This window comes from Levilactobacillus lindianensis, assembly GCF_003946095.1.
GTDB classification, from domain to species: domain Bacteria; phylum Bacillota; class Bacilli; order Lactobacillales; family Lactobacillaceae; genus Levilactobacillus; species Levilactobacillus lindianensis.
Window position 1 is genome coordinate 51,110 of sequence record NZ_RHOD01000001.1, and the last position, 18,762, is coordinate 69,871.

The following is an 18,762-nucleotide window of genomic DNA, read 5'->3' on the forward strand; positions in this document are numbered from 1 at the left end:
GGCTCCGCTTAACCCCGTCCAGAAAATCATCCAGGTTCGGGATGATTCTCTGGACGACGTTAATGCTCGTCGGCTGAACGCCTGTTAGAACACTCTTTTCCCTACCAAAAATGCCGATGCTTCAGCATCAAGGCCACCCAGGCCATGACGCCGACCATGATCGCCACGGTAATCAGCCACGAAATCCCTTGATTAGCAAATGGCAGCTTAACGTTCATCCCGTAGAATCCGGTCACAATGGTGGGAATCGTCAAAACCAATGACCAAATGGTTAAGAACTTCATCGTGTCGTTCAGGTTATTATTCAGCACATTGTTAAACGTCTTGGAAATTCGGTCGACAACATCCGCCTCGATCGCCGTCATTTCAGAGGTTTGGCGGGCTTCAATGACCGCATCTGTCAGGCGCTCGTTGTTGGTGTCCGACAGTTGCTTCCCAAAGGCGGTATTGTTGAGGTTGACCACCATCATGGCGTTGTTGCGCGTGGCACTAACGAAGTACGCCAGACTCTGTTGCAGGTTAGATAACGCGATCAAATCCTTGTTGTCCGGTGACTGATTAAGCTGCCGGTCCAAGCGATTCTGCTCTGCATTAATCTTGCGAATGGGTGGAATAAACTGGTCAAACAAAATGAACAGCCCAACCAGGACGAACTCATTGGTATCCATAATCTGTTCCAACTTTAGTCGTTCGCTCAACGTTTGGTTCACCCATTGAGTATTCTTGGTTGTAATAGAAAAAACGCGATGACCCTTCAGTAAAAACGTCACGGGTCGTGTGATGTAGCGTTGCGACACCTGGTCCACGACAACCGGCACGTGGAACACGAAGAGTTGCGTGTTCAGATACTCATCACGGTCATAGTGAGACCGTTCATTTTCATCGGTAACGTAGGTTAGGATTTCATCGGTCAGGCCATAATTAACCTGTAAATTCTCCCGATCGGCATCGTCCTCAACCATGGCCATTACCCAGACCAGGTCTTGTTCCCCCGTCCCAATCTTTCTTTCAACAATCATGTCATTCCGCTCCTTGTTAAAACGCTGTTTACAGTGTACCACGCGGGACTGACTTTTACCGCCAAATTTTGGGGATTGTGTCCCCAACTACCGGTCAGGTGCAGCGAACTGGACTATCGTGACAAAAGGCGATCTCGTCAATCAGGGCAGACGTGATTTCTGTTGGAAGCTCTTGCTGGGAATAATCGTTGTGGACTGACACTTTTGATAATTTCTAACACTCGAAAACCCAATTAGGGGCTGATGACTATCTCTCCCCAATATATTCAGGTCACCGACAATCTTAGCCGGAGGAGGCCAGGGATGGAGCCAGCCGTGGCGGTGCAGTTAGACCGAGTGTACTTCTCGGCCTTACTGCACGGGCGACTCTGAAGACACGTGACTTTCGTGGCTTCAAATCGAGCGAGAAGCCCAAGGGGCTGAAACGTCCCCACAGCAGGCGGAATCCCTGGCAGCCGCAGGCGGCCAATCAGCACCAATCTCCTACTCCTAAATACAAAGAGGTCGTCACTCCCGGACCCCACGCCCGAAAATGACGACCCCTTCAATCACTAAATTTTAACACCAAGTTAATTATTGCTCTCCAAGCTAGCGGCATACGCCGTTTCCTGCTTGATAACCCGTTGCCGTTCTTTCTCGTTATACCAAGGCGAGATGGTGAAGGCCAAGACGTCGTTAATCAGGTAAACGGAACTGTTGATAAACATCGCCAACGTTGCCGAACCCTGCCGGAAGGAAATGAACCACAGTACCATTTGTGCCAGGCCGGAAGCAATCCACCAAACGTATTGGTTGTTGAACCGCAGGAAACAGATAACCCCAGCGGTCAGACTGATAGCGAAGCTAATGGCATCGACCCATGGCCGCGGATCGTCGGTAAAGGTGCCAATCCCCCAGCCAGAGACCAGGTAGATGGCCGCCGTTGAAACCAGCGCAATGACCCAGGTCCGTCCAGTAAACTTGCGAATCTTAGATGCCATATTGACGTTCCAGCTAGCACTCAGGAGCACCGGAATATCCAGCGTGGCCACGTAGGCCACCTGTTCGAAAATACTCAGATAGTTCTTCGCCGCATACCCGGTGATAATGAAGCAGATTGCAGAAAGCACGCCGAGAAAACCATTAACCGACTTCGCCGCATTAATCGCTAGGACACAGAGAACCCCCAGCGTCGTCCCGATAAACGTCAAGACCGTCAGCAGTGTGATTTGTTGGCCGACCAGCGTCATGACTTGGCACCCTAGGCTAAAGAAGAACAGATAATAGTTTTGTTGTGGCCACCCTTTGAGTTGGTGAGATAAAAATTGAATATAATGCTTCATGCTAATTGCGCTCCCTCTTCATTTTCTTTAACCACATCTAGTACTTCATCACCGGTGAAGTGGTCAGTTAGCACAACATGTTGTGGCGTTCATTTTGAACAACAGGATCGATTATAGCACGTAAATTTCCATTCTGGGGCCTCATTTTAAATTTGTTTCATGCCCATTTTGGCCAACGTAAGCGCTTACGTTTAGGCGGCCACGGCCGTGAAACAAAAATAAATGATCCAAGGGGTTGCACATATTGGTTAGTTTGAGGGAAAAGAAAAAGACCAGTCGCAAGCGACTGATCCTAGCTTATAATTCATGCGTTGGTTATTAGGCCTCGGGTGTTTCTGAGGTCGCCTTGGCTGTAGCCACCGCCAACATTTGAGTCAGCTCACTGACAGTCAATTGACTGCCACCAGATGCCAGCTCGGCGTGACTCATGACCTTGGCCGATTTGACCAAGAGATCATGACAAGCCATTTCTAAGGCTTCGCCGCTGGCCGTCAATGATAATGGACGTACTCGGCGATCCGAAGACTGATAGCTTTGCAGCACATAGCCCCGGCGAATTAATTGCGAAATTCCGCGTGAAACTGCCGCGCGAGAAATCCCGCGACTGTCGGCCACTGTGGCCGAAGTTAGCTTACCGGGATTCTCCAAAATATGGTGTAGAATCGCGTACTGATCCACGGAAATCCCCATTGCCCGTTGGAACCGTGTCGCTGACTTCTCCAATTCTCGCTTTAACTCCATGTAAGATTCGAAAAAACTTTCCGCATGAACGACCTTACTCTTTGCCATAGTATTCATCATATCCTTATCTTCACTCGCTAACCGCTAAGATAATTAACACGATTAGCAATACGCAAAATGGTTGACCCCATAGAAATATCTATACATTTAATAATAAAGAACAATTTGCAGAAATGCAATAGGAATTCACTAATTTGTAAAAAAGTTTAGGGTATAAAAAAGGCGGCCGCGTTTTAAACCCGGTCCGCCCCGCTAAAACATTACTCCAGTTTTCTTAAATGATACAGGCGGGCTTCCCAAGGTTGAATCTCGAGATCGTCTGACTCCGCATCAAATCGTAGGTTCGTCAAAATAAGTTCGCTTGTTTTCAAATCGAATTCCTGGGTGGTGGCCACGTCATCACTCATATTAACCACAACCAACCAGTTATCGCCGTTCAACGTTCGGCGATAAACGTACAGCTGATCATCGTGAGTATCAATCAATTCATAACGACCCAGCAACAGAGTTGGCACCGATTTCTTCAACCGAACCAACTGCCGATAGAAGGTCACCACCGAAAGTGGGTCATGACTCTCCCGCTCGATGTTCACCCGTTCCCCATCGGGCGCCGGCTTCATCCAAGGTTCATGATCGGAGAAGCCGCCGTACCGGTGTTGCGTCCAGGGAAGCGGCGTCCGAGCATTGTCGCGACTCCGTTCGGAAAGCTCTTCCAGCACTGTTTCGGCCGGCACACCCTGTGCCACCTGTTGTCGGTAATACAACCGACTGTCGAGGTCGCGATAATCGTCGATGGACGTGAAGTGAGCGTTGGTTAAGCCTAACTCCTGGCCCTGGTAAATGAAGGGCGTCCCCCGCATCAACAGGTACCACAGCCCCAAGGCCTTCGCCGAGCGACGGCGATAGTCCTGGTCATTGCCATAATAGGACACGGCCCGTGGCAGATCGTGGTTCTCAATGAATAAGGCGATCCACCCACTGTCGGCCATGGCCAACTGCCATTTCGTCAAATTCTCACGAAGCGCGGCCACCGGAAGCTTCGGCTTAGCCAGCTCCCAGTTGTGCACGTGGTCGAACTCCAGCAACAGATCGAAGTAGCCCGTTTCAGGGTCCAACCATTGTTGTGCGGTGGTCATGTCGATACCACCAGTTTCCCCAATGATCAGCAAATGATTACGACGTAAGACAGGTTTCAAAGCATCGAGATAAGCGGTCACCCCAGTAAAGTCGGCAAAGTAGCCGGTTCTTGGATTGGCCACATCCGCAAAGTCCGCGCGCTTCTTCAGATGAGTCACCCCATCGAGACGGAAGCCATCGACACCCCGGTCGGCCCACCACTGAATGACGCCCGCCAGTTCCTGTCGCACGGCGGGATTCTCCCAGTTCAGGTCGGCCTGTTCTCTGGCAAAGGAATGCAGATAAGCCGCACCAGCCTGGGCGTTGTAGGTCCAGGCCGAACCGCCAAAAACGGATTCCCAATTGTTGGGCGTCACGTCTTTCGTCGCCGGTTGCCAAAGATAGTAGTCACGATATGGGCTCTGCGCGTCCGCCACCGCGGCTTGGAACCACGGGTGCTTGGTAGACGTATGATTCAGTGGTAAATCCAACACCACCTTAATATCCGCGGCGTGCAAGGCCGCGACTAGGTGATCAAAATCAGCGATCGTTCCGAATTGCGGCGCCACCCCCTGATAGTTTGTGACATCGTAGCCGTTGTCGATCCCGCCAGATGGGTAAAAGGCAGCGATCCAGACAAAGTCAATGCCTAGCGATTGTAGGTAATCCACCTTGAGCTGAATGCCCGTCAGGTCACCAATCCCGTCGTGGTTACTATCATAAAAACTTTGCGGATAAATCTGGTACCCGACGGCTCGCTGCCACCACTCTGCGTCACTCATGAATTTCTTCCTTCCAATACTCAATTAATGCAACCGCTTGTCGCTTCTAACCATCAGTCTTGCATTCGCTTTCATTGTACCAATAATTATCCGGGTTGTGGCTGTTTTTTGCAAGTTTTATGCCTAACCCTACAAAATAAATATCTGGGTCAAATAACTCGCTCCTTTATTGTTTCATTAATAAATGACCTGGTTCTTAACCTGCTATTATCCTTCAAGTTCATTCCGCCTGCGGTGGACAAGGAAGCCGTCCTATGGGGACCGGGCGAAGCCAAAGAGCGGTCTTCACCCTCGCTTTAAGCCCCACAAGGAACGTGGGTCTTAAAGGCGTCCCGTGGTGTAAAGGCGGAAGACCACCACCTTAACACCACCGACACAGGACGTCTCCCTTGCCCACCTCCGGCTCCATTTGAATTGAGAGTGAGTCAAGACACACTCACGATATTCAACCAATTGTCTTCCTACATTTAAAAAAGAATAGCCTGACTAGACTCATCTTACGCGAGACTAATCAGGCTACTTCTTCTAATATTAAATTTCAAAGACTACCAATACCAACGAATTCGTCCTCGCTATAGCACAAAGACCAATCGCCTTGTTGCCTCAGCCGGAGGGAACCAGACGATACCCCCGTGTCGGTGGTCTTAGCCGAGGTTTTCTCTCGGCTTAGACCACGGCCAACTTTGAAACTCGTGCTTTTCGAGGTTCAAGGTTGCCCTGAAGACCGCTTCTCAGGCTTCAGGTCTGCCCCATGGGCGGTATCGTCTGGTTCCCGTAGGCGGACCCCTTGAAATTAAGAAACTTTCGAAAGAATTAATCGATCTTCCGTTTTGGATTCAAGATGTTCATTGGATCGAACAAGGTTTTAATTTGATGTTGGAGTTGGTCAACGGTCTCGCCGAGTTCGGGATTGTTCCACTGATTCTTAACCATCCCCACGGCATGCTCGCCGGAGATTGTTCCACCCAACTCGAGCGTCTTCCAGAAGGTCTGACGTAAGGCCTCAACGACAACTTCGGGCACCTCTTCTTGGTCCTTAGGCCAAACGAATGTTGGGTGGACGTTACCATCACCAGCATGGCCGGCCGTATAGATGGTAATCCCCAACTTCTTCCCGAGATCTTGGAGATAATCCATCATTGGGGCCAACTTGGAGAGTGGCATCGCCATGTCTTCCATCAAGTGATTCTGACCAGCGAAGACGGCAGGCAACATGTCACGCCGTAATTGTTCCAGATCGGCCTGTTCCTGTTCATCATCCGTGACCTGGACGTTTTGACCGTCGTACTTGGCCAGAAGATCCTTCACCACAGCCATGGATTCGGGACTAGACCCTTCGAGCTTGAAGATTAACATGGCCCCACTATTTGAAGCGTAGTGCGTGTGTTCAAACTTGTCCAAAGCCACCACAGTATTGCCGTCCAAGGCTTCCAACATGGTTGGATAGACCCCGGACATCCGAATGGCAGTCACAGCTTTAGCCAATGAGCCCATGTTGCTAAAGAAGGCCACACCCATGACGGTTTGCCCCAATGGGATTGGCATTAACTTTACAGTAATTTCGGTAATGATCCCGAGAGTTCCCTCGGAGCCCACGAAGAGTTGGGTCAAATCATACCCGAAGGCCTGTTTTAAAGTCCGGCCCCCCAGTTTGATTTCACGGCCATCCGCCAAGACGGCTTTCAACCCCAAAACGTTATCCTTGGTGGCCCCGTAACGCACGGTACTCATCCCACCAGCGTTGGTTGAGACATTCCCACCAATGGATGAAATTGGCTTAGAACCAGGGTCTGGCGCGTAGAACAGCCCCCGTTTTCTAGCAGCCTGGTCTAAATCGCCATTAATGACCCCGGGCTGAACGACCGCCACGGAATCTTCCTTATCAATTTCTAGAATTCGATTCATTTGCCGAGTCGAAAGAATCAAGGCACCCGGTTGGCCATCGGAACCGACAACGGTACTGGTTGCCGTGGTTTGCGGAATGACAGGTAGGTGGAACTTGCGGGCTGTCCGCAAGACCCCTTGGATGTCGGCGACACTTTCAGCCTCGATAAAGGCCCGAGCCAAACCACTTTCACCACCCGAAGCATTCGAATTAAACGATTGTTTCTTGAGCGTGGCCATATCGGTTTCGACCGTGCCATCCTTAACTTGGGATATCAGGTATTCTAGGATTTCTTCATCAGAGTATGCACTGAATACTGTCATTTGTAGGACCTCTTTCTGTGTTTTGGAATCAAGGTCATCATAGCACCACTTCAAATAGAATACCTTATTGATTTCTCGGCAAACTTGATCTATACGGAAAAAGCGGTTCCATTATGATGAAATGCGCTATAATTGAGGTATCGAATTAGGAGGTATTTAGTTATGCGTCGAAAAAATCTACAGGTTACCGATTTAATCAAGGTCAAGGCATTCTTACGGACGGGTCACGTCATCAACACCGCTATGCACGATGGTGACTATCCTTACGTGGTGCCGACGAACTATGGTTTCCAATTTGATGAAGACGGCCTACTCCACCTCTACCTTCACGGGGCACCCGAAGGCAAGAAGCGTGATTTAATCGCCAAAGATGGTCACGTCGCCTTCTCCATTGTGGCCAAGGCCGAACGTTACGACACCCCTGATGGAGAATTGTCGAACAACGGGTACGCCTACCAGAGCATCATGGGAACTGGGAATGCCAGCCTGGTCACTGACTTGAAAGAAAAGCGCGAAGCCTTAGAACTGATTCTAGACCACGAACTGGGTAGCCGCGACGAGTCCTTAAAGCCTGCCGACGTCGAATATACCGGGGTTATCCGGATCGACGTGACTGGCATGACTGCCAAGGAAGCAACTAAAGACAAAAACTAATCACAAAAATCTGGGCTAGCCCCCAGATTTTTTTAGACGAACTTTTTGTTGCAAATGCAACTTAACCGTTTTATACTATTCCTACATGTTCAGTCTAAAATGACTAAAGGAAGTGAGTACTTGCCAGACATTCTAAGGTCCATTGGCATCATCGATCGCGCGTTGGACACCATCGCCAATATCGAGTTCAAGGAAGTCAACCTCACCCGTGGCCAATACCTTTACTTGGTCCGCGTCTACGAGCATCCGGGCATCATCTTGGAGCGCCTGGCCAATCTCATCAAGGTCGACAAGACCACGGCGGCTCGCGCTATTCAAAAGATGGAGAAAAATGGCCTTCTAGAACGCAAGATGAACCCCGCCGACAAGAAACAAAAGCAGATTTACGTCACCGAGAAGGGCCGCCAGGTTTACCCCCTCATTCACCGGGAGAACCTGTACTCTAACGAGGTTGCCCTGACTGGAATCTCACCTGATGATCAGGTAAAGCTACACGATCTGCTAGACCAGGTTGCGAAAAATATCGAAGACGACTACAACACCGTCAAACGCGGTGAGAAGCGTCAGTATTAAGAGGTTCACTCATGATTAAACCAACTTTCACCGCTGTGGCTACCGACCAACTAGCTGAATTACGACGTCTCAGCATCGACACCTTTACAGATACCTTTGGGGCCCAGAACACCTCAGCCGACCTCCAAGCTTACCTGACTAAAGCCTTCAATCCTAGCCAGTTAGCTAGCGAGTTTGCTGACGTTAACAGTCAGTTCTACTTTATCCAGGTTGCGAATACGGTTCGCGGCTATCTCAAACTAGTCAGCCACGCGGACGATTTGGAAATTCAGCGACTCTATCTCACCTCTGCGGGCCAACACCAAGGCTATGGCGTCGCGGCCATTGCCTTTGCGACCCGTCGCGCCCAGTTGGCTGCCAAATCCGAGCTACGTCTCGGCGTCTGGGAGCACAATTTAACGGCTATCGATTTTTACCGCTCTCAGGGCTTCCAGCAAACCGGCAGTCATCCCTTTCAGTTGGGTTCCGCCACACAAACCGATCTCATCATGACCAAAAAAATATAAAATTTGGAGATGTTCATTTATGAAACAAGCCATCATCGATCTTTCGTTCTGGGAACTGTTCCCCCAAGGTCAAATCAGTATTTTAACCCTCAAAGACATCGACAACCACGTCAACGAAGCCGACGACCCTTACTTCCAAGAACTCCTTAACGACGGCGCCAATGAATCTGAAAAGTTCATTACCGACGAGACCTTTAGAGAAAATGCCGTGATCGCCGAATGGCGGGAGGCCTTACGGAAGTTCAAGACGAAGAAGGGCGCCCGTTCTTCAATCGAAGCCCTCCTCAAGCGGATTAGCCAAGGCAAGCACCTCAGCCCCATCAATCCCCTGGTCGACATCTACAACAGTATTTCACTGAAATATGCCTCACCTTGTGGCGGAGAAAATATCGATGCCATCGCCGGCGACCTTCACCTAGGCCTCGCTCAAGGTGGCGAAGGTTTCCGTCCCTTAGGTGACACCGAAGACTCTCCTGCTTTGCCAGGCGAAATGATCTACTATGACAACGATGGCGCCATCTGCCGAAGCCTCAACTGGCGTGAAGCGCAACGGACCATGTTGACGGAAGACACGACGAATGCCGTGCTGGTTATTGAAGCTATCAACGCCGACCAGGCAGAACGGGCTAGCGAAGCCATTCAGGAGCTGAAGAGCCTTTGCGAACACTACTTCAAGGTTACGGGGACAACCACCCTCTTAACCGCCGACCATGCTTCCACTACTTTGGTGGACTAACTTTTCTCTAGACTGCATGTGTGAAATGACCGCCTGCGGCTGTCAGGGATTCCGCCTGCTGTGGGGAACGCCTTCAGCCTAAAATCCAGGCTTCCGGCTCGCATTGAAGCCCCGCTAAAGACGCGGGTCTCCAATGTCGTCCCAGTCTGTAAGGCCGAGAAAAACACTCGACCTTACAGACTCGTCACGGCTGGCTCCATCCCTGACCTCCTCCGGTTACTGTTGTTCTTTTAATGAACGATAGTGCCACTTAGTGGTCAATTAGTATTAGCACTTTGATTATATTCAATCACTAGCAACTCGTTCCTTATGTTATCTACGAAATCAAAATCACCACAGATTCTGCCATTGTCGACGGAACCTGTGGTGATTTTTTATTTGTATCTGTTAAGTTTTGAGAACACTGAATCGCATAGTGATAACTACTGACAAGAACCTCAGGCAAGATGAACCCACCAGACAAATTTGATTGGCGACCATCGGTTACGCGGCCTAAGAAGCAACTTGCAACAATTTTTTACTAAGTCGTGGTAACGGTCAATCTTAGCCGGAGGAGGCCAGGGATGGAGCCAGCCGTGGCGGTGGCGTTAGACCGAGCGCTTTTCTCGGCCTTACACCACGGGCGATCTTTAAGACCCGCGTTCCTGGCGGGGCTTAAAGTCGAGCGAGAAGTCCACCGGGCTGAAGCGTCCCCACAGCAGGCGGAATCCCTGGCAGCCGCAGGCGGCCAGCTTAACACCAACCTAGAGTTTAAGCTAACTCTGTAAACTGCTTATTCTCCAACCTATACTGATGATCGCACTGTGCGGCCACATCCGGTTCATGGGTCACAATGATCACGCACTTATTCTGTTCGTGGGCAATTCGTTGAAACTGGTCGATCACGGCCTTGGTATTGTCCTCATCCAGATTTCCAGTTGGCTCGTCAGCCACGACCAACCGCGCATCACAGCACATGGTGCGGGCGATGGCCACCCGTTGCTGTTGCCCACCCGAGAGGTGCTGGACGTTGCGGTCGATCAGGTCATCCCCAATCCCGAGATCGTTTAGAATCTGCTTGGCATACGCTCGATCGCCGGCATGTTTCGCTTCCGTGATGGCCATGGCCGTCAGGAGATTATTCATCGGAGACATGTAGGCAAAGAGGTTGTACGCCTGAAAGACAATCGCCACGTCATGTCGGCGATAGTTGGTCAGCCCAATCTGCTTTAACGACTGGTCACCCAACAGAATGTCACCCTCCTTGGGCTTATCAAGACCAGCAATCAACGACAGAAACGTCGTCTTCCCGGTCCCACTGTGCCCCAGAATCGCGTAGGACTTGCCCGACTCAAAGGTCAGGTTAATGCCTTGAAACAACGGTTGTGTTTTGTCCTGGTACCAATACCCCAGGTCTTGTGTTTTTAACATCGACAGTCCTCCTTAGGAAAACAGTACTTTCTTCGGCTCCAGTCGCAGAATCCCACCGGAAGCGATCATGATCGACAGGAAGGTAATGGCTAAGCCAAATCCGCCGAGTTCGGCGAGGTCAACGGCACTCACCGCAATCTCTAAATTGGGATCCTTAGTCTTGGTACTCGTGGCCTGCATGTTGCCTGGACCACCACTACCCTTAGTCCCACCAGGTTGGCCGCCGCCCGGTTGACCGGACGTGGTGCTTGTGGTGGTTTGCGTCGTGGTACTCTGTGAAACTAGCTGTGAACCCAGTTGATTCCCGACAAATTTCCCACCGGCACCCGCAATCGCAATGGCCACTACGATCACCATCAACATTTCCGTAAAGAACTGCGCCACAATCTTCCAGCGTGCTTCACCGAGGGATAAGAGCACGCCAATTTCAAAGCGTCGTTCGCGAATCATCAGGATGACAATCAAAGCCAGAATAATCGTTCCGGCAATGGCCACCAACCAGACAATCTTGTTGGCGAAACCTTCCACGTTGTCCATGGACGCCTTGACGGACTGATAGCTGGCATCATCGGTACTCAGGGAATACTTACTGCTGATCAGCTTATTCCCAGCCTTTTTGGTAGCACTGACCTTGGCCGGATTAGTCACGTTAAAAGTAACCGAATCGGCTGTTCCCGCATACTTGCTGCCCTTAATGGTATTGGCCAGGGTGTATGAGGCGTAGATCGTGTTCGACGGATCGGTACTCATGGGGCCAGCACTAGCGGAACTGGTCGAGCTGGCCTTGTAAATCCCGACAATCTTCACTTTCACCGTGTTCTTGTCGCCACTGGTCTCCTTGAACGTCATGGTATCGCCAACGGTCAAATTGTTTTGACTGGCCAGTTCCTTTTCGATGACCACATTATTCGTATTCTTATCACTGGCCGTGATGCCGCGCCCCTTGGTAATCTTGCTTTGACTATCGCTAAAGGTCGTGGTCAGGCTAGTGGCGGTCACCCCATCAATCTGGGTGTCCCCGGAACTCGTGGATGACTTCATTCCACCTGGGCCACCACTATTTCCACCCATCCCGGTGGTCGTCGAGACCGTATCGTATGACTTGGCATTCGCCGACGTGCTACTCGTCACGTTGTAATTTTTGATGTTACTGAGCTTGGCAATCTTCGTCGCGTCGCTTAATTTCACCGGCGTCAGCGTTAGCTTCGGTCGGCTCGTTTTACTACTGGAACTACTACTGCTCTGACTCATCTTCTTAAACGCTGCCTGCCGATTTGCCGACAGGGTCATGGTGGCGCCGGCGTCATTCTTAGCCGTTTCGGTCGCCTTGACCGCTGCGCTCCGAATCAGTAATCCTGCCAACACAAACATTAAAATCGCGGACGAGACCAGAATCAGTAAGATTGACCGTCCTTTCTTTGCCCAAATATTTAACCAGGCTCGTTTGAAAAAGTTCATGCGAGTCGCCTCCATTCATAACATGTGATCGATTATGGCAAACCGGGCTTATCGCAAACCTAAAACGCGGGCCGTAACGGTCTCTGACGGCACACAAAAAAACGACGATATCCCGCAGGACACCGCCGTTTTGACTCGTTTTTAAAATTAATCGACCTGTTAATAAAACGTTAAGGCTCACCCAGCCGATCCTCTGGTGGGAAGACGTCCGGATAGAGCGCCGAATATTCCTGATACCACTCGAAGGCAGTGGTTACCAACACTTTGAGGACGGCAAAGCCCGGCACCCCAAAGATGACCCCGATCAGACCAAACATCTTACCGCTGGCCAGCAAGACGAAGACAATGGTAATTGGGTGCATCGCCAAACTGTTTCCCATAATCAGGGGTGACAAGACTTGGGTCTCCAAGACCCATTCAATCAGGTAGACAATCACGACACCCAGTAGCATCGACGGACTCGTCACAACCCCCATGATAATCGCTGGGATCAGCGCAATCGCCGACCCAAAGTAAGGAATCAAGTTCAGGGGCCCCGCGATTAGTCCGATCAAGATGGCGTAGGGCAGTCCAATGATGGAATAGCCCGCCGTAAAGATAATCATGACACACAATGCCACGGTGAGTTGGCCACGCACATAGGAACTAACCTTGGCGTTCATCTTGTCGAGCATGATCACAAAGCGTTCCCGGTAGGCCGTTGGAACGACCTGACTGACGAAGTGTGGGAATTGGGCCCCATCCTTCAACATGAAGAAGAGCACCATTGGCGCTGTAATCAGCGTGATAATCCAGTCGCTCACCGTCGTCACAACATTCCCCAAAGAACTCAAGGTTCCCGTCAGAATATTCCAACCTCGTTGCGAGAAGTAAGTCGTCACACGGTGGTTGACCTCGGCAAGATTAGCCGCTGACACCCAGTGATGCTTCTGATTCATGGTGCTGAGTTTTCGCATGACATCGTTGGCAAACTGCGGTAACGCCGCAATAATCCCGGTTGTCTGCTTCGTAAGAAATGGAATCAACATTAGGAAGATCACGACGATAATGGCAATTGTCACCAGCATGGCGATCGCAATCGCCAGACCTTCCTTTAACTTCAACCGGCGTTCCATGAAATGCACGAACGGATCGAGGACGTAATACAGGATCCCCGCCACCACGATCGCCGGCGCCGTAATACCAATAAATTTCCAAACCGGATCCAACAGACCGGCGTTTTGGACGAGCTCATTGACCACTAATAAAAGCAAAAAAATATTTAGCAATAATATTGTAATATGATTGTTTAAAAACCGTTGGTAGAACCAGGAAAATCCCGATTCTGGCTGTCGCAGTTTATTCAAAACGACCCCTCCCAAAATTGGCTTACTCCTAGTTTACGGCTCAATGGCGGCCGTGACTAGCCCGAATCGCGAATTCTTCCACATCTCTCATTCTAAAATTAATGAAAGGCCGATAGGACTTGATCTTGAATTTTGTCTTTGTCCGGGTCGCCTACGGCCACCAGACGCCACCCGGTGAGGCAGACCTGAAGCCAAAGAGCGGTCTTCAGGGCAACCTTGAACCTCGAAACCTACGAGTTTCAAAGTTGGCCGTGCTCTAAGCCGAGACAGAACCTCGGCTTAGACCACCGACACGGGGTTCTGTCTGGTGTCCTCCGGCTGGGATTGACGGAAGTTTCTGACACCGAGTGTTCCATGATAATATCCAATCACCAATCATGACTGCCGCTTTTGGCAAATCATGGCCAGCCGCTAGACTAGCGTTTTGAAACACCTACTCCAGACAAGGCACGGACTACACCATATGAAGAAACCCTACAGATAAACCATTTTGATAGTTTCAGCCGCAGGTGGTCAGGGATGGAACCCCGTGTCGAGACTGTTTGGTCGGTGGTCTGCCGGCCTTACAGCCTGGGACGACTTTAAGACCCACGGTTTTGTGGGGCTTAAAGCGAGGGTGAAGACCGCTTCTCAGGCTTCAACCGGTCCCCACAGGGTGGAATCCCTGGCCACCTGCGGCGGCCCAGACTAAAAACAATAAGAAAAAAGCACTGTCCGTAGACAATGCCTTTAATAAACTAGTCTTTCGTGTTCTGGGCCACCTTAACCGTGGTATCGGCCGCTTGGCCTTTGACGGTGTAGGTTTGCTTGCCATCTTGCCAGGTTACCGTGTTGTCCTTGTCATCATCGGTCTTGCTGTAGACCGTGACCGCCCCGGTATCCGCGCTCTTAGGCAGGCTACGCTTACTCAATTGCTGGTTGACCTGCTTGGCAAATTGAGTTGGGGTTCCCGTCTGATCGGCGTTGCTGGTAACCGCCGTTACTGACCAATCGCCCTTGGTCCAGTGGACGTAGGTATGGCCCATGACGCCTTGAACGACGGCGCTCGTCGACTTGTTCAACTTAACCGTTTCACCATCAGCGTTACCGACATAATCCACTTGATCCTTGGCCGTGGCACTAGTGCCGTAAGTCTTCTTTTGCAGAGTCGTGGACTGATCGCCAGTCGTCTGGTCCGTATATTTGACCGTGTAATTCTGCTTGGTTCCACTAGCCGTCGTGGCCGTTACCTTAGTGCCATCAACGGATGCCGAGCTCGGTGCCACCGTCTGACCGGTGGAACTGACATCGTTAGCCGCGTGCATCTGGAGAACACTGCCGGAACCCAGTGCTAGCACCGCCAAAGCCGCCGTAACGGCCGTGATTAATTTCGTTTTACGTTGCATCTTTATCCAACCTCTCTTCGCTTATTTCTTGACGTGACCGTGCAATGCCGTGACGTAATTGCCATTGGTTAAGACGTAGTAACGAGAACCCGTCGACCGCTTCTTAATTGCCGTGACGTTAAGCGTGGTGCCCTTCTTATACGATTTAACGCGACTCGCCTTAGTCATTGATGTCTTATTGTAAGCATAGATTTTTTGCTTGGTGGTAATCGTCTTCGACGAATTCATACTTTCAAAATAGGCATGGTTTAACCGGGCTAAGTTGGCAGTAATGTATCCTTTGTCAGTCTTGATGCGGTAGGACTTGCCATCCGGTGCCTTGACAACTTTACCCGCAACCTGCGTTCCATTCTTGTACTTCTGCCCCGTCTTCTTGGTCAGACTAGAATCAGAATAGATATTCACATTATCGTGTAAATTGAAGGACCCATGTTGGCCGACCCAGTAGCCGGTAACGTCTTGTGACAGGACCCATTGGCCCAGTTCCTTAATATACAATTCTTGTTTAGAATTCGACATGGTCAGTGGTTTGACGTCAGAAATCGTGTAGAATTTCTGGCGATCGGACGTGTCAATCTTCGACCGATCAACGTACTTGGAAGCCCCTTTATGTAAATAAACGTGCTGACCGCTCCGGAAACTACTGTATGAATACGTGTGCGCTAATGCCGTCGTCAAGCCATCCGTCCACCAACTGATTGGGTGAACCGACGTTTCGGCCCGACTATTGTCCGTGGCCTCACCTAATGAAGATAGGTAATTACTATCCGTGTACTGCCACAATGCAAACGAAATCGTTGGCGTATAGGAATAGTTGGCGATCCATTGGGCATCAAATTTCGTCCGGGCACTATTGGCATAAGTTGTCGCAAAGGATTGATAAGAATAGAAGATTAATTTCTTGCCGGTCAGTGAACTCATTTCGTCATACCAGGCCTTAACAGCGGCGTTCGTGGTCCCCGAGGTCACATCATTTTCTTCGAAATCCAGTGCATAGAACTTGGCATTCTTATTCGACCGATTGTAGAAGTTCTTGGCTTCCGTCTTGGCGCTCGCCGCACTGGTAAAGGTGGCGTAATCGTACTCCCCAAACGGAATCCCGTACTTCGCATAAAGTGAGGTATTGTTGGCAGCATACTTATCCACGTAGGATGACCCATACTGCCGGCGGTTGATGACAAATGAAACCTGATTCTTCAAATTTGAAACCTGCGTTGACGTTAACTTCCCCTGCCATTCGGAAATATCGGGAATGGCGAGTGTACTGGCGCTGGCAACGGTCTGACCGCCCCAAGCGATTCCAACGAGGGCACTGGCGGCAACCGCTGCTTGGGTTAACCGCTTGGCCCAACGATGATTAGTTGACATAATTTAGCACTTCCCTGCTTAAAATTTGGTGTGCCCTACTCCTAAAAACTGGTGTTGTTGCTTCCCCGACACCAAAATCTCCCCGACGCTTTTGCTCACCACCTCACGCTTAAAGTCATCTTTAAGGATAGGCTTCTTAAATGTGCATTCGATAACAGCAGGATTTCAGTTCGATTACCGCATTTTACAATTATATTTATTACAAGAACGCCGTTAAATCAACGATGGTAGTGATTATCCGGCTTAAGAATGATTAGTGGATTTAATAGGAAAAGTGACCATATTGGCGATACGGTGAATTACTTATTAGGTGATCTAGGCCCCTTTTTCACAAATCATGACAATTAGCGACTTTTAATCAGTATTGTTCGCAAATAACGAACAATACTGTTCGGTAACATGCTAACGACTAATAAATGATTACCCAAAGCAAAGTCCGATTATAAGTGAATTTATAGATTGGTTACTTTACTTTCTATCGTTAGGCTTCTGAGCTAAATATACGAATTATTATAATTTGTTCCCGTTGATTGTTCAGGATAATTCCCGTATGATAGCTCTAACAGCTTTTACTCACATTTAGGAGGTTATCTTATGCGCCGTGCCCTACTCAGTGTTGCCGACAAGACTGGCATTGTCGACTTTGCTCACACGTTGATTGCCAATGACTTTGAACTGGTTTCTACCGGCGGGACCCAAGCCGTCTTGGCCGATGCCGGCATCCCCGTGATTCCCATCGAAGAGGTTACGCAGTTTCCAGAAATGCTAGACGGCCGCGTTAAGACCCTCAATCCACGGGTTTTCGGCGGCATTCTCGCTAAACGAGATGATCCTAATCACCAACAAACGTTGGCTGAACACGCGATTACCCCGATCGATCTGGTCTGCGTCAACCTCTATCCCTTTGCCGAGACCATCAGTCAACCAGATGTCACGCTAGCCGCGGCAGTCGAACAGATTGATATCGGTGGCCCGAGCCTCATCCGCGCCGCCGCCAAAAACTATCGGGATGTTCTCGTGGTCTGCGATGTCGCCGATTACGATCAGGTCGGGCAGGCCTTAGTGGCCCACAGCGATACCCTGCCATTTAGAAAACATCTGGCCGCCAAGGTCTTTCACCACACGGCCCACTACGACGCCGTCATTGCGACGTACCTGACGGACGAAGCCAAGCCTGATACCCTGACCCTCACCTATAAACGCAAGGAAGCCCTGCGTTACGGCGAGAATCCGCAGCAGACGGCCACCTTCTATCAGGACTACCAGCCATCTCCGTTTTCGATCGCCGCGGCAAAACAACTTCACGGTAAGCCCCTTTCCTTCAACAACATTAAGGACGCCGACGCCGCGCTCGGGCTAATTCGTGAATTCAGCGACCCGACCGTCGTGGCCTTAAAGCATATGAACCCGTGTGGAATTGGCACCGACGATGTCCTCGAACGTGCCTGGGACAAATGTTACGCCGCTGACTCCATGTCGATCTTTGGAGGTATCATCGTCCTCAATCGGCCGGTCGATTTGGCAACCGCCAAGAAGATGCATCAACTCTTCTTGGAAATCATCATTGCCCCCGCCTTCGATAATGACGCCTATGATGTGTTGGCAAAGAAGAAAAATCTGCGCCTGTTGACGGTCGACTTCAGCGCAGCTAACGATGCTGAACCCGATGAGTTGGTTAGCGTCCGCGGGGGCCTTTTACGCCAGGAACGTGACGAAATCATCGACGACCCCGCAACCTTCCAGACCGTTAGCAATGCCCAGCCAACGCCGGAACAACTCGCAGCCATTGCCTTTGGCCTAAAGGCGATTAAGTTCGTCAAGAGTAACGCCATCGTCGTCAACACCATCGATCAGACCTTAGGGATTGGGCCCGGGCAAATGAATCGGATCGACGCCTTAAAGATTGCGGTGGATAAGGCCGAAGAGAAACCAAACTACGATCGTGCGGTTCTGGTTTCCGACGCCTTCTTCCCCATGGCCGACTGCGTTCAATACGCCGCCGAACATGGGATTCGCGTCATTGCGGAACCCGGCGGTAGCATCCGCGATCAGGCTTCCATCGACATGGCCAACGAACACAACGTGGCCCTGGTCTTCACGAATCATCGTCACTTCAGACATTAAAAAAACACACCTAA

15 protein-coding genes are annotated in these 18,762 nt (G+C 50.4%); 5 read left to right on the top strand and 10 right to left on the bottom strand.

Going from position 1 to position 18,762, the window contains the following annotated elements:
* Nucleotides 1-101: 101 nt before the first annotated feature.
* The 5 genes from EKM70_RS00240 to EKM70_RS00260 form a co-directional block, all read right to left on the bottom strand.
* Entirely contained in the window at nucleotides 102-1,019 is a 918-nt protein-coding gene (locus EKM70_RS00240; RefSeq protein WP_057877785.1) for a magnesium transporter CorA family protein, read from the bottom strand.
* Nucleotides 1,020-1,588: 569 nt separating this feature from the next.
* Nucleotides 1,589-2,341, bottom strand: coding sequence for a nicotinamide riboside transporter PnuC (gene pnuC, locus EKM70_RS00245; RefSeq protein WP_057877786.1), 753 nt, complete (start codon nucleotides 2,339-2,341; stop codon nucleotides 1,589-1,591).
* A 318-nt stretch (nucleotides 2,342-2,659) separates the two neighbouring features.
* The gene (locus EKM70_RS00250) at nucleotides 2,660-3,130 is read right to left on the bottom strand and encodes a MarR family winged helix-turn-helix transcriptional regulator (RefSeq protein ID WP_057877818.1); all 471 of its coding nucleotides are present in this window, start codon (nucleotides 3,128-3,130) and stop codon (nucleotides 2,660-2,662) included.
* A 212-nt stretch (nucleotides 3,131-3,342) separates the two neighbouring features.
* Nucleotides 3,343-4,980, bottom strand: coding sequence for a glycoside hydrolase family 13 protein (locus tag EKM70_RS00255; protein ID WP_125544171.1), 1,638 nt, complete (start codon nucleotides 4,978-4,980; stop codon nucleotides 3,343-3,345).
* Nucleotides 4,981-5,793: 813 nt separating this feature from the next.
* The gene (locus EKM70_RS00260; RefSeq protein WP_057877788.1) at nucleotides 5,794-7,188 is read right to left on the bottom strand and encodes an FAD-binding oxidoreductase; all 1,395 of its coding nucleotides are present in this window, start codon (nucleotides 7,186-7,188) and stop codon (nucleotides 5,794-5,796) included.
* Nucleotides 7,189-7,350: 162 nt separating this feature from the next.
* Here EKM70_RS00260 and EKM70_RS00265 point away from each other — a divergent pair, with 162 nt between their 5' ends.
* The 4 genes from EKM70_RS00265 to EKM70_RS00280 all read left to right on the top strand — a co-directional run bounded on the left by EKM70_RS00265 (nucleotide 7,351) and on the right by EKM70_RS00280 (nucleotide 9,657).
* Nucleotides 7,351-7,842 carry a pyridoxamine 5'-phosphate oxidase family protein gene (locus tag EKM70_RS00265; RefSeq protein WP_057877789.1) on the top strand — a complete coding sequence of 164 codons (492 nt, stop codon included), beginning with the start codon at nucleotides 7,351-7,353 and terminating at the stop codon, nucleotides 7,840-7,842.
* Between the two features lie 120 nt (nucleotides 7,843-7,962).
* A complete protein-coding gene (locus tag EKM70_RS00270; protein WP_057877790.1) occupies nucleotides 7,963-8,415 on the top strand; it encodes a MarR family winged helix-turn-helix transcriptional regulator in 453 nt (150 codons plus the stop codon).
* A gap of 11 nt (nucleotides 8,416-8,426) precedes the next feature.
* On the top strand, nucleotides 8,427-8,921 hold the full coding sequence (locus EKM70_RS00275) for a GNAT family N-acetyltransferase (RefSeq protein WP_057877791.1): 495 nt from the start codon (nucleotides 8,427-8,429) through the stop codon (nucleotides 8,919-8,921).
* A 19-nt stretch (nucleotides 8,922-8,940) separates the two neighbouring features.
* Nucleotides 8,941-9,657 (top strand): B3/B4 domain-containing protein, encoded by a 717-nt coding sequence (locus EKM70_RS00280; RefSeq protein WP_057877792.1) that lies wholly within the window; start codon nucleotides 8,941-8,943, stop codon nucleotides 9,655-9,657.
* Nucleotides 9,658-10,407: 750 nt separating this feature from the next.
* Here EKM70_RS00280 and EKM70_RS00285 read toward each other — a convergent pair.
* From EKM70_RS00285 to EKM70_RS00305, 5 genes are all read right to left on the bottom strand, one after another.
* On the bottom strand, nucleotides 10,408-11,067 hold the full coding sequence (locus tag EKM70_RS00285; RefSeq protein WP_057877794.1) for an ABC transporter ATP-binding protein: 660 nt from the start codon (nucleotides 11,065-11,067) through the stop codon (nucleotides 10,408-10,410).
* 12 nt (nucleotides 11,068-11,079) lie between these two features.
* Nucleotides 11,080-12,525 (bottom strand): ABC transporter permease, encoded by a 1,446-nt coding sequence (locus EKM70_RS00290; protein ID WP_057877795.1) that lies wholly within the window; start codon nucleotides 12,523-12,525, stop codon nucleotides 11,080-11,082.
* A 170-nt stretch (nucleotides 12,526-12,695) separates the two neighbouring features.
* Nucleotides 12,696-13,871, bottom strand: a complete 1,176-nt coding sequence (locus EKM70_RS00295) for an AI-2E family transporter (RefSeq protein ID WP_125544173.1) — start codon at nucleotides 13,869-13,871, stop codon at nucleotides 12,696-12,698.
* A gap of 737 nt (nucleotides 13,872-14,608) precedes the next feature.
* Nucleotides 14,609-15,256 (bottom strand): hypothetical protein, encoded by a 648-nt coding sequence (locus tag EKM70_RS00300; protein ID WP_057877797.1) that lies wholly within the window; start codon nucleotides 15,254-15,256, stop codon nucleotides 14,609-14,611.
* Nucleotides 15,257-15,277: 21 nt separating this feature from the next.
* A complete protein-coding gene (locus EKM70_RS00305; RefSeq protein WP_057877798.1) occupies nucleotides 15,278-16,624 on the bottom strand; it encodes a GH25 family lysozyme in 1,347 nt (448 codons plus the stop codon).
* A 594-nt stretch (nucleotides 16,625-17,218) separates the two neighbouring features.
* On the opposite strand from EKM70_RS00305, the gene purH reads away from it, so the two are divergent.
* Nucleotides 17,219-18,748 carry a bifunctional phosphoribosylaminoimidazolecarboxamide formyltransferase/IMP cyclohydrolase gene (purH, locus tag EKM70_RS00310; protein WP_057877799.1) on the top strand — a complete coding sequence of 510 codons (1,530 nt, stop codon included), beginning with the start codon at nucleotides 17,219-17,221 and terminating at the stop codon, nucleotides 18,746-18,748.
* Nucleotides 18,749-18,762 lie beyond the last annotated feature (14 nt).